Below are 12,506 nucleotides of genomic sequence, written 5' to 3' on the forward strand. Positions count from 1 at the left end.
AGCGTCCTGATTGATATCCAACACGAAAACTTTGCCATTTGCGCGCGCAATGGTCTCAACAACGCCGCGTCCAAGACCGGATGCGCCACCGGTCACAACGGCTTTGACACGTGCAAAATCCATCTTTTTTGGCCTCGAATTATAAAACTTGGGAGAGCATTCTATATTCTCGCTTTTATGATGTCAGTCGATATTTTTAAACATTTGTTTGAAAATTGGCAAAACGGCGTTATTATCAGGCAAGTGCTCCATTCAATCGCCGAGGTGTCTGATGGCTGAGACAACATCACGCGGAAAGAAAACAACACAAACAAGTACGTCAAAGACGGCGACAAAAACATCTCGAACGAAGTCGCCTACGCGCCGGACAAGCACAAAATCGAGCCGAATTGCGGTTGTGGCTGGCCTGCGAACACCTTTTGCACGGCAGTTGACAGCTTATGCTGATTTGGACGTTGTGGCATTAGGGCGGCTGGTCGTGAACGAGTTGGTGAAGCGGTTTGAATTGCCGTTAGCCGAAATTGAGCAACTTGTGTTTGGTTCGGTGTTAGCGTTGCCACAGGCGCCCAATATTGCTCGAGAAATCGTGCTTGGTTTGGGGCTGCCTGACCATATTGATGCCTATTCGGTATCGCGTGCCTGTGCCACTAGTTACCAGAGCGTTGCGAATGTGTTCGATGCGATTACCTTAGGGCATATTAAGGCCGGCATTGCGGGTGGCGCAGATTCGTCTTCCTATGTGCCGATTCAAACGACGCCGGAACTTATGAAAATATTGGTCAGATTGCCGAAGGCAAAATCCATCGCAGATCGCCTGAAATTACTGTTCAAGGTGCGGTTGCGCCACTTAAAACCGGTGCCGCCGGCGGTCAAAGAGTTTTCGACGCAAATGACCATGGGAGAAGCGGCAGAACAAATGGCGAGAGACCATGGCATTTCGCGTAAAGATCAGGATGATTTTGCGCATCGCTCCCATACACTCGCCGCCAAAGCATGGCAAGAAGGCTGGCTGCGCGATGAGGTGATGATTGCGCATGTGCCGCCGTATCAGCAGTCATTTGAAGTTGATAATAATGTTCGTTTTGACAGCCGGCGCGAAAATTATGATCGGCTCAAACCAGTATTCGACCGAAAATACGGCACAGTCACGGCGGCAAATAGCACGCCGCTGACCGACGGCGCGTCGGCTGTGGTCTTGATGCGTGAAGATGTGGCCAAGGCACTGGGTTATACACCACTGGGTTTTATCAAGGGCTATGCCTTTGCCGCCATTGATGCCACGCGTGATATGCTGATGGGGCCCAGTTATGCGACACCGAAGGTGCTCGACGCCCTTAAACTCAAATTGAAAGATCTGGATCTCATCGACATGCATGAAGCCTTCGCGGCGCAAACCCTGTGCAACATTCAAGCGTTTGGGTCTAAACAGTTCGCTCAGGAAAAGCTTGGACGCCGATCGGCCATTGGCGAAATTGATATGGCGCGTTTTAACGTGCTTGGGGGTTCGATTGCCTATGGCCATCCGTTCGCCGCAACTGGCACGCGGCAAATTGTGCAGACTATGCGAGAACTCAAACGCAGGGGCGGTGGCCTTGGCCTTGTGACAGCCTGTGCTGCCGGTGGTTTGGGCGCGGCCATGATTGTGGAGGTAGAATAATGAGCGAACAGCAATCAGCATTTCGACTTGATATCCAAGATGGCATTGCCATCGTCACGATTGATGTGCCCGGGGAGGCTCAGAATACCTTAAAACTTGAATTTGCCGAGCAAATTGAATCGGTGATTGGGTCCATTGAGCAATCGGATGACGTGATTGGCGTCATTGTGACCAGTGGTAAGGAGAATGGCTTCGTCGCTGGCGCAGACATTCGTATGTTGCAGGCGGCGAAAACCGCCGCAGACGCCGAACATATTTCCAAAATGGCACAAGCGGCCTTCAAACGCCTTGAGGCGTTGCCAGTCCCAGTGGTGGCGGCGATTCATGGCCCCTGTCTTGGCGGTGGTTACGAACTGGCGCTCGCCTGCCATGGGCGTGTCGCAACGGACGACCGGAGCACAAAGATAGGCTTGCCAGAGGTACAACTGGGTGTGTTGCCAGCCGGTGGTGGCACCCAACGATTGCCGAGATTGGTTGGCATTGAACGCGCACTGACGTTGATGCTCACCGGACAACAGCTGGACGCACGACGGGCAAAAAAATATGGATTGATAGATGAAGTCGTGCCGCGCGCCAACCTGATGAAAGCGGCGCGCGCCCTGATTGATTCACTGCGGGCGGGTAAGCTGACCCGAAAGACACCTACGCTGAGTTTTGGGGGGATCAAACGACTGCTACTTGAAGATAACCCGCTTGGTCGCCAAGTGCTGTTTGATCAGGTGCGCAAACAAACACGCCGCAAGACAAAAGGGCATTATCCCGCGCCAGACGCCATTATCGAAGCCGTTGAAACGGGCATCGAGAAAGGGATGGAGGCTGGTTTTGCGGCGGAAGCACGGTCGTTTGGTGAGCTTGTGGTGTCGAGTGTGGCGCGCCACCTGATGACGTTGTTTTTCGCCACCACTGCCCTGAAAAAGGACACTGGTGTTGACAAAAAAACCACGACTCGGCCGATTGAAAAAGTTGGTGTGCTTGGCGGCGGCTTGATGGGTGCGGGTATCGCATTTGTCACGGCCGCAAAAGCGGGGCTTCCGGTGCGTATCAAAGACCGCGACGAAACCGGTGTTAACCATGCGCTCAACTATAGCTGGCAGCGTTTGTCAAAATGGCGTAAGCAGAAACGGTTGTCGCCACTTGAGTTCAGCCGGACGATGGCGCGTCTCACCGGCTGTACTGACTATTCAGGCTTTGCTGAGGCAGATTTGGTCATTGAGGCGGTATTTGAAGACTTGGATCTGAAACGTCAAATGCTCGCCGACATTGAACAACTGTCGCGCAAAGAAGTAATTTTTGCGAGCAATACCTCATCGATTCCTATAGGCGAAATTGCCGCAGAAGCGAAGCACCCTGAGCGTGTCATTGGGCTGCATTATTTTTCGCCGGTTGAAAAGATGCCTTTGCTCGAAATTGTTAGGACGGATAAAACCGCCGATTGGGTGGTGGCGACCTGTGTGGAATTTGGCAAAAAGCAAGGCAAACATGTCATTGTGGTCAACGATGGCCCCGGATTTTACACCTCGCGCATTCTTGCGCCCTACGTGGCAGAAGCAGGCTATTTGGTTGGAGAAGGCTGTCCAGTAGAAGCAATTGATAAGGCGTTGGAAACCTTTGGGTTCCCAGTGGGGCCCCTGCGACTGTTGGACGAAGTTGGGATTGATGTTGGAACCAAAATTGCGCCCGTGCTTCATCAGGCCTTCGGGGACCGTATGGCCCCACCGCCAGCTTTTGCCAAGTTGATTGAGTCCGGACGAAAAGGCAGAAAAAATGGTCAAGGCTTTTATAAATATGACCAAAATTACCGAGGCAATCGTCCGGTCGACGAGACAATTTATCAAACACTCGGTGTGACACCCAAACAAGTGGATAATCTGAACGAAATCGCGGAGCGATGCGTGCTTTTGATGGTCAACGAAGCGGTCAGGTGTCTTGATGAAGGCATACTGCGCAGTGCCCGCGATGGCGACATTGGTGCCGTGTTCGGGCTCGGTTTCCCGCCGTTCTTAGGTGGCCCGTTCCGTTATGTCGACAATGTTGGCGCTCAAACCATTGTTGATAAACTCCGCCACTATGAGTCAAAGTTTGGCGAACGCTTCACGCCTGCGCCTGGTTTGCTGCGTTTGGCTGAGCAGCAAGGCACATTTTTTAACGATTGACATCGCCAGTTGACTGGTTCATGATGATGCCATGAATACGTTTAACGCTCACATCTGGTTCGCACAATCTTGGTGGTGGCACCGAGATGCGGGTCTTTTTGTGCGTTGACGTAAATTAACGTCGATTTCAGAAGGCCCGCAATCAATATTGCGGGCTTTTTTTTATGGGGTGAGGAAAGCATGACGATACGAAATGCGAAAAACAAATTGTGGTGGTGGCACAGGCGATGGCGGGTTCATCGGCTGCCAGCTGGCTTGTGCTCCGATAAACCCGCTTTATGCGGGTTTTTTATTTTCCAGATAAGGAGGTAATGAATGATCATTGTGTTGAAGCCAAACGCTCTTAAATCCGATGCCAAAAAGATTGTCCAGATCATTGAAAAACAGGGACTGAAACCATTGTATTTGCCGGGCGTCGAACGTGTTGTCATTGGTGCACTCGGTGACGAGCGAAAGCTGTCGTCGATCGATTTCAAGGCCTTTCCATTTGTCGATGACGTGAAACCGGTGCTCACACCCTACAAACAAGTCAGTCGTGAATTTCACCCACACAACACGGAAATCATGCTCGGCTCGCAGGGCATTGGTGGACAAAACATCACCATCATTGCCGGACCCTGTTCCGTCGAAAGTCATGATCAATTGTTAAACACTGTGACGGCGGTCAAAGAGCAGGGGGCGGTGGCATTTCGCGCTGGTGCTTATAAACCACGGACCAGTCCTTACAGCTTTCAGGGACTGGGTGATACGGGCCTTGAGCTTATTGCCGCAGTCCGTGAAGTCACTGGCTTGCCTGCCGTGACGGAAGTGATGTCTGTGGAGCAGCTCGAAAAAAGCCTGAGTGTTGTCGACATGGTCCAGATCGGCGCGCGTAATATGCAAAATTTTGAGTTGCTCAAAGCGGTGGGTGAGATTGATCGACCAGTGCTGCTCAAACGTGGGTTATCCGCCACACTGGAAGAATTCCTGCTCGCTGCTGAATATATCGTCTCGCAGGGCAATCCCAATGTTGTCTTGTGCGAACGCGGGATTCGAACCTTCGAGAAGGCGTACCGGAATGTCTTGGATTTGAACGCGGTTGTCTGGTTAAAACAACGCTCGCACTTACCTGTGTTTGTCGACCCCAGCCATGGTACGGGACGAGCCGATATGGTGACTCCGATGGCGTGTGCGGCTGTGGCCGCAGGGGCGGATGGTTTGTTGATTGAGGTGCACCCTGAGCCATCCAGCGCGCTTTCTGATGCTTCACAACAGCTTTCTTTTGACGTCTTTGCCTCGCTGATGGCGCGTGTCGACGCTGTCGCCAATGCGGTTGGGAGGTCGCGGTGATGGTGAGTATTGGTGTCGAATTACAGCGTCTGCCTGTCCAACTGGACGCTTCTTATCATCCGCTCATGTTGCAGCGATTGGCACAAACGCAGGCGGACGAGGAACGACCGTTTGTTCTGTTGGAAAGTGGCGAGCCTGGCAGCGACCAAAAGCAACAGTCCATGTTGTTTTTCGAACCGGTGCTGAGTGTTCGGTTGACCAATGACGGTTATACCTTGATAGGACACGATCCATTAGGTCGCCAATTGACCGAAAAGCTACGCTTGGTCACCAAACCGGACACAGGAGTTGCCAATGATGTAATCGATGAAGCAGAGCGCCTTGCGCAGTCACCGCTGTTTGGTCCGTTGCGCCGACTGATGCGGTGCTTTCGTGGAAAACAGCAGGATATGAGGCATTGCTACTTTGTTGGCGCATTTGCCTTCGATTTGGCCGCACAGGCCCACCGTATCGCTTTGCCATCTGATAATGACGTGCCTCTGCTGGACTTGACGCTCTATCGCTTTTGTCTTCATGTGAATCATATCGCTGGCCGCGCTGAACTTCGCCAGACAGTTTTGAATTTCGAAAACGAAGGCACCTTCCATCACGGCGATGCGCTTGCCGCCTCGGCTGTCTTGGCGCAGATTCACAATCTGGTTGTGAATGTCCGAGCCAAACAGGCACCAGAAAATGATAAGGCACGCGACTTCACAGCCACACCATCACTGGCCTTGTCAATGGATGACGAGCAGTATGGCCAGATGGTGACTCGAGCCAAAAGGTCTTTGCGCGCGGGCGAGGTGTTTCAAATTGTTTTGGCTCGCGCCTTTGAGACCGAATGTCCAAACCCCTATTTGGCTTATCAACGATTGTGCCAACAAAATCCAAGCCCTTATCAATTCTTTATTCAGCAAGATGGACGTGTGCTATTTGGCGCTTCGCCAGAGCGTGCGCTCAAGGTCGAAATGACATCACAGGGGTGGAAGGCACGGCTTTACCCGATTGCCGGCACGCGCGCCCGGGGCTTGGTGAATGGTGTTCTAGACAGCGAGCTTGACGAACGCCGGGAATGTGCGCTGCGCACAGATGCCAAGGAACAGGCCGAGCACTTGATGCTGGTGGACTTGGCTCGCAATGATCTGGCGCGGGTAGCAAGGGGTTCTAACAGGCGTGTTATCCGATTGCTCGATGTTGATCGCTATTCGAAGGTAATGCACCTGGTCAGTGAGGTCGAAGCCACGCTTGCGCCTCCCTTCGACGCTTTGGCTGCTTTTGAAGCAACCATGCATATGGGCACCTTGATTGGAGCGCCGAAACCGAGAGCCTTGGAATTAATCTACCAATACGAACAGCACTCCCGGGGGTTCTATGGCGGTGCAGTCGGGCACATCAATCTAGCCGGTGAGCTAGACACTGCCATTGTGATTCGTTCGGCTGAAGTCAACCAGGGCAAAGCGCGTGTGATGGCCGGGGCAGGGATCGTGCTTGACTCCGATCCACGCCATGAAGCGGAAGAAACACGCATCAAGGCATCCGCTGTGCTTTCCGCGTTGGGGGTCGCGCTATGAACCATATTCTGCTCATCAACAACAAAGATTCTTTTGTTTTCAACCTAAAAGCTGAATTTGAACGGTTGGGCTGCAACGTCACGGTGGTGGCCAATGATGTGAACGTTCATCACGTGGTGACTTGGCTCCGAACAACTTCAGTCAGCGCGATCGTATATTCACCTGGGCCAGGACGACCGGAACAGAGTGGGTTGACACTGGCACTCATGCGCCAATTTGCCGGGACATATCCAATGTTGGGCGTTTGTTTGGGCATGCAGGCCATGGCGGTGAATTTTGGAGGACTGGTTGGTGCCAGTGGCATGCCTATGCACGGCAAATCAACGCCCATGGTCTGGCGCGCGCATCCGTTTTCAAAACCACTACCGAAAGAAATGCGCGTGGCACGGTATCACTCACTTGTGATCTCCAGAATGCCGCAGGGGTTTCTCGAGATTGCTGAAAGTGACGGATATCCAATGGCGATCATAGATGAACGAAGAAAAATGCTTGGGCTGCAATTTCACCCGGAATCGATTCTGACCGAGCAGGGCACAGCAGTACTTCAACAATTTTTACGTTTTTGGGGAGAGACCAGTCATGAGTAAGATTGAACCATTTGAACGCGTACTGGATGGGCTGCAGCTGTCTTCAAAAGAATGGGAAAGACTCGCCGGCGATGTGCTCAGCGGGAAAATGTCCGACTACCAGATTGCTGCGCTGCTTGGCAGTCTGAGAACGCGCGGTCTTGAACCCTCAACCTTGCAAGCCTTCGTTGAGACGATTTTACGGCATACAACGCCGTCGCAAGACGTGACATTGTCGGTGGCTGATTGCTGTGGCACCGGTGGTGATGGTGCCGGACTTATCAATGTGTCGACGGCAACTGCCTTCGTTGCCGCCACGTTGGGGGTAGTGGTCGGTAAGCATGGTAGTACTGGTGTTTCCAGTCGCTGCGGATCGAGTGATGTCTTAAGGGCATTGGGTGTGACCACAGCGCACACTATTTCTGATGCGCAACAACGGTTACAGAGGCATCAACTGGCCTTTCTGCACGCCCCGGATTTTCATCCCATTTTGGCCAGCGTGGCGCCAATACGCAGAGCGCTGCGCGTCAAAACCATTTTCAATGCCATCGGCCCCTTGGTCAATCCGTTACGCCCTGTCTATCAATTGGTCGGGGTGTATCGAAGCGAACTTATCAAGCCGGTGGCTGAGGTATTGCAAGCGCAAGGCGTGCAGCGGGCGTTGGTGGTGCACGGTGCCGGACTTGATGAACTTAATCCTGTCAAGGCCAATGAGGCTTGTCTGGTCATCGATGGCAAGCTCGAAATGTGCACGATTCGACCAAAGGACGTTGGCTGTCGCGTCTCTTCACTTGAATCCTTAAGCGGCGCAGATGCCAATACGAATGCGCAAATTTTAACGAGTATCTTGCAAGGCAAAGGAACCGCCGCGCAAAAAGCGATGGTGGGGCTCAATGCCGGTGCCTTGTTATGGGTGGCTGGTCGATCGAACAATCTCAAAGAGGGTATACGTGCCGCGATGGATGTGCTTGAGACCGACATGGCGTTTCAAAAGCTTTCTCGAATACAAGAAGATTGCCAGAAGGAAGCAGTGCAATGAGCATTCTAGAAGAGATAGTTCGCCACAAACAGCGAGAGATCGAGTCGATGCCCGAAATGCCGGACGTTCGACCTCGGACTGAGACACGTTCTCTAGCGCGTCGATTGACGTCCCAAAAACCGGCGTTCATTTTGGAGTGCAAAAGTTGTTCACCATCCCGCGGCAATTTGATTGATAACTATTCGCCAAGCCGTCATGCCAGCCAACTTATGCCTTTTGCTGACGCGATTTCGGTGTTAACGGATGCCCGCTTTTTTGGGGGGAGTTTTGACCATATCGCCGAAGTGAGATCTGTTTACGACGGTCCGATCCTAGCTAAGGACTTTTTTATTAGTCGAAAGCAAGTGGCATTGGCGGCACGTTCAGGGGCAGATGCCATTTTGCTCATGCTACGAATACTGGATGATGCAAAGTGGCAAGCCCTACATCGTTATGCAAGGCAATTGGGGATGGAGACGCTGACGGAGGCAGACGATGACGAAACACTGGCACGCGCCATCAAACTTGGCGCACCAATCATTGGGTTAAATAATCGCAACTTCAATGATTTATCTGTCAATTCTAAAAAGTCCCTAAAGTATATCGATCGCATACCCGCAGATCGTGTTGCAGTCGTTGAATCAGGGATACGCGAAGTACACGATTGGCGCCAATATGGTCGGTGTCAGCGGAGACCTGATGCATTTTTGATTGGGACCGCCTTGGCAACAAAGCGCGTTTCCGAAGCGGTTCGTCGTGTTGTGTTTGGCGAGGTGAAGGTTTGTGGTATCAACGAACCGGAAGTTGCGCACCTCGTGTATGCCGCTGGGGCTTCGTGGGGTGGCTTGATTTTCACCGATTCTCCCCGCCAGATCACACCAGAATACGCCACGTGCCTCAAAGAAGATGTGCCAGAGCTGCGCTGGGCCGGAGTTTTCGCACACGCATCCATTGAGCAGGTGGCAAAAGTATCACAAGTGGTGGGACTGGATGCCGTGCAATTGCACGGGGAAACATGGACCGTTGACCGAATCAAACAGCTGCGCGATTGGCTCCCTGAAAGCACGGAAGTTTGGCGCGCACTGCAAATTGATCAGGATGACGTGGCGATGCCCGATATTGCGGCAGACCGGTACCTTATCGAGCCCATCGGAGAAAAACTCGGTGGAAATGGTAGAAGTTTCGACGCGCTGCCAAGGTTGCCCACCAAATCACATCATAAATGGATATTAGCCGGGGGGATTGGGCCCGATAATGTCGTGACGTTCCGCGAGCACTTTCACGGCATGTTAGATGCCAACTCGAAGCTTGAGCACGCGCCAGGCCAAAAGTGCCCAAGCAAGATTCGGGATTTTTTTGACAGACTGACAAGATTTCCAGAGGAGTAGGTCAATGAACAACAGGCTATTCTCGGCTTTTTTTGGTGAATTTGGTGGGCAATTTGTCCCGGAAATTCTCATTCCGGCGTTGCAATCGCTGACCGAGGCGTTTGAACACGCCATCAACGACGCAGATTTCCACTCAGAGCTCAATCAGTTATTGACGCATTATGCCGGAAGACCAACCCCGTTATATGAATGCCAATCGTTTGGGCGAACGCGAGGCAACCGGGTCTTTCTCAAACGCGAAGACTTGCTTCACGGCGGCGCACACAAGACTAATCAAGTGCTGGCCCAAGCGTTATTAGCCAAACGGTTGGGCAAGCAACGCATTATTGCAGAAACCGGCGCCGGGCAGCATGGCGTGGCCGTGGCCATGGTCGCCGCGAAGCTCAAACTCAAGGCTCACATTTATATGGGTCGGCTGGATTATGAGCGTCAGTATGCCAATGTGCAACGTATGAAGTTGCTTGGCGCGAAGGTGTCACCAGTGGGCGGGGACTCTGGCACATTGAAGGAAGCCGTGAATGAAGCACTAAGAGATTGGGCAGGAAGTTATGCCGAGGCGCATTATTTACTTGGCACAGCAGCAGGGCCACACCCGTATCCGGTGATGGTACGAGAGTTTCAAAAAGTGATTGGAATCGAGGCGCGTGCGCAAATACAGGAGCGCATAGGGCGATTACCGGACGTTTGTGTGGCTTGCGTGGGTGGGGGATCGAATGCCATCGGGCTGTTTCATGCTTTTTTAAACGACGACGTCGCGCTTGTCGGCGTAGAGGCCGGTGGGCTTGGTGTGGCGACTGGCAGACATGGTGCAACGATTTGTGCTGGCCAAGTCGGCATTCTTCACGGTGCAAGGACTATGGTCATGAGCAATGCCGACGGCCAGATCCAGCCGTCGCATTCTATTTCCGCCGGTCTTGATTATCCGGCTGTGGGGCCAGAGCACGTTCATTTGGCCGCAACCGGCCGGGCGGACTATGTGTCGGTGACGGATCAAGAGGCCTTGCGGGCATTTTGTTCGGTCTCACAACAAGAAGGGATTATTCCGGCCTTGGAATCCTCGCATGCGCTGGCATGGGTCGAACAACAATGCCAGCAGCAAGAAAACAAAATTTTTCTGGTCAATTTATCTGGCCGAGGTGATAAGGATTTAACCCAAGTATTTACTTTGTTGGAGCGCAAAAGCAATGAATCACCGATATGCTCAGCGATTTGACGAGGCCCGCAAGCGCGGACGTTCGGCACTTATCCCGTTTGCCGTCATCGGACTGAATGGCGATGAAAGTTTTATCCGCTGGATCGACATGCTTATCGACAATGGTGCCGATGCGCTTGAGCTTGGCATTCCGTTTAGCGACCCGGTGGCGGACGGTCCTGTCATTCAAAAAGCCAGTGCACAGGCGCTGGCACAAGGCATCACTATCAGACGCGCCTTTTCGCTCATTGACAAGGTACGCGCCAGACATCCTAGTATACCCATCGGCCTGTTGGTCTATGCCAATCTTGTGGTCGCGGGCGGCATTGATGCGTTCTATCAGAACGCACAAAAAAGTGGCGTTGATTCAGTCCTGATTGCAGACGTGCCTGTGCATATGGGAAAGGCGTTTGAGGCGGCTGCCCAAAAGTTCGGAATTTCACCCATCTACATCGCCACCAGTGACTGTGATTCTGAGCGGCTTAGTGCAATTGGCCACCACTCGAATGCCTTCGTCTATATGGTCAGTCGTCCCGGGGTGACCGGAACGGATCTTCGTCCGGCGCTGTCCCGTTTTGATTTTACGCGGATAAGACGCTATATCGACGTTCCCATTGTCATTGGTTTTGGGATAGACGGTCCTGAGGCCGCTCGACAGGCCGCCGAAATGGGGTTTGATGGCGTTGTGGTGGGCACAGCACTTGTCAAACACCAGTTAGCTGACGATGTGGTCGAGTGCCAAACACTCATGCAAGCACTTGCTCAGGCAGTTGTCAGGTCTCAGCGGGACTGACGCATCACCGAGTAGATGGCACCATTGGCATCGTCGGAGACGAGCAGGGTGCCATTTTTAAGGAACACGACATCGACAGGTCGGCCTCTCACTTGCCCCGATGTGTCGAGGAATCCATCAAGGAACATTGTCTGGCCAATGACGGCATCACCATTTAAGCGCAATGCAACGACACGATAGCCGATCTTTTGGCTCCGGTTCCAGGAGCCGTGTTGAGCGATCAACAAGTCGCCAACCTCGCTTCGCCAATCCTTATCGTGGACAAAGGTCAACCCAAGCGGGGCAACATGGGCTGCAAACTCCCACACAGGAGGATGAATGGTAAGGTCTTTGGGTCGTTGTTTGCCAAAAATGGGATCGATTGTCGAGCGACCATGTAGGTATGGAAAGCCATAGTGCGGAACGCCGCCGGACAGCTCGGATTTCTGCATGGGCAATCGATTGAGTTCATCCGGCGGCAAGTCATCGCCGAGCCAGTCTCGACCATTGTCGGTAAACCACAGAAATTGACGTTTTGGATCCCAAGCCATCCCGACGGCGTTTCGGATGCCCGCCGCAAGCACCTCAAATTGTCTTGTTGCCAAGTGAAACCGAGTCAAAATGCCGAATTGTTCTTCGTCAACTTGGCAGATATTGCATGGAACACCGATGCTTATGATCAAAGATTGCTGGCCATCGCACACCGCATAGCGCCAGCCATGGTGGCGCTTGGCTGGCAGCCCATGATAGATGCGTGTGCCCTGAAATGGCGCTTGAATAGGAAATCGAAGAATGCTTTGGTTGGTGACGACATAAAGCGAAGTGCCGCACACAGCAATGCCATTGGGCATATCCAGATTTTCAGCGACCAACTGCTTGCG

The 12,506-nt window shown here is 52.7% G+C and carries 11 protein-coding genes; 9 read left to right on the forward strand and 2 right to left on the reverse strand.

The genetic code is table 11. The features are described from left to right. A partial coding sequence (locus tag D6694_09010) for a 3-hydroxyacyl-CoA dehydrogenase (GenBank protein RMH41320.1) occupies window positions 1–123 on the reverse strand: 123 nt, incomplete at its 3' end. A gap of 148 nt (window positions 124–271) precedes the next feature. Here D6694_09010 and fadI point away from each other — a divergent pair. From fadI to trpA, 9 genes are all read left to right on the forward strand, one after another. Further along, complete coding sequence (fadI, locus tag D6694_09015) at window positions 272–1,657, forward strand: acetyl-CoA C-acyltransferase FadI (protein ID RMH41321.1); 1,386 nt, start codon at window positions 272–274, stop codon at window positions 1,655–1,657. After that, complete coding sequence (fadJ, locus tag D6694_09020) at window positions 1,657–3,810, forward strand: fatty acid oxidation complex subunit alpha FadJ (GenBank protein ID RMH41322.1); 2,154 nt, start codon at window positions 1,657–1,659, stop codon at window positions 3,808–3,810. The genes fadI and fadJ overlap by 1 nt, the downstream gene beginning before the upstream one ends. Before the next feature lie 315 nt (window positions 3,811–4,125). Then, window positions 4,126–5,139: a 3-deoxy-7-phosphoheptulonate synthase gene (gene aroF / locus D6694_09025; GenBank protein RMH41323.1), complete on the forward strand. Its 1,014-nt coding sequence runs from the start codon at window positions 4,126–4,128 to the stop codon at window positions 5,137–5,139. Continuing rightward, entirely contained in the window at window positions 5,139–6,689 is a 1,551-nt protein-coding gene (locus D6694_09030; protein RMH41324.1) for an anthranilate synthase component 1, read from the forward strand. Before aroF ends, D6694_09030 begins: the two co-directional genes overlap by 1 nt. Further along, complete coding sequence (locus D6694_09035) at window positions 6,686–7,276, forward strand: aminodeoxychorismate/anthranilate synthase component II (GenBank protein ID RMH41325.1); 591 nt, start codon at window positions 6,686–6,688, stop codon at window positions 7,274–7,276. Before D6694_09030 ends, D6694_09035 begins: the two co-directional genes overlap by 4 nt. Next, window positions 7,269–8,294, forward strand: a complete 1,026-nt coding sequence (gene trpD, locus D6694_09040; protein RMH41326.1) for an anthranilate phosphoribosyltransferase — start codon at window positions 7,269–7,271, stop codon at window positions 8,292–8,294. The genes D6694_09035 and trpD overlap by 8 nt, the downstream gene beginning before the upstream one ends. Then, window positions 8,291–9,661, forward strand: coding sequence for a bifunctional indole-3-glycerol-phosphate synthase TrpC/phosphoribosylanthranilate isomerase TrpF (trpF, locus tag D6694_09045; GenBank protein ID RMH41327.1), 1,371 nt, complete (start codon window positions 8,291–8,293; stop codon window positions 9,659–9,661). Before trpD ends, trpF begins: the two co-directional genes overlap by 4 nt. 4 nt (window positions 9,662–9,665) lie before the next feature. Continuing rightward, window positions 9,666–10,874 (forward strand): tryptophan synthase subunit beta, encoded by a 1,209-nt coding sequence (gene trpB / locus D6694_09050; GenBank protein ID RMH41328.1) that lies wholly within the window; start codon window positions 9,666–9,668, stop codon window positions 10,872–10,874. After that, window positions 10,846–11,646: a tryptophan synthase subunit alpha gene (gene trpA, locus D6694_09055; GenBank protein RMH41329.1), complete on the forward strand. Its 801-nt coding sequence runs from the start codon at window positions 10,846–10,848 to the stop codon at window positions 11,644–11,646. Before trpB ends, trpA begins: the two co-directional genes overlap by 29 nt. Here the strand turns inward: trpA and D6694_09060 are convergent. Beyond that, on the reverse strand, window positions 11,634–12,506 hold an 873-nt coding region (locus D6694_09060), incomplete at its 5' end, for a sorbosone dehydrogenase family protein (GenBank protein ID RMH41330.1). The two genes, trpA and D6694_09060, sit on opposite strands and share 13 nt — an antisense overlap.

The sequence above is a fragment of the Gammaproteobacteria bacterium genome (assembly GCA_003696665.1).
Classification (GTDB): Bacteria; Pseudomonadota; Gammaproteobacteria; order Enterobacterales.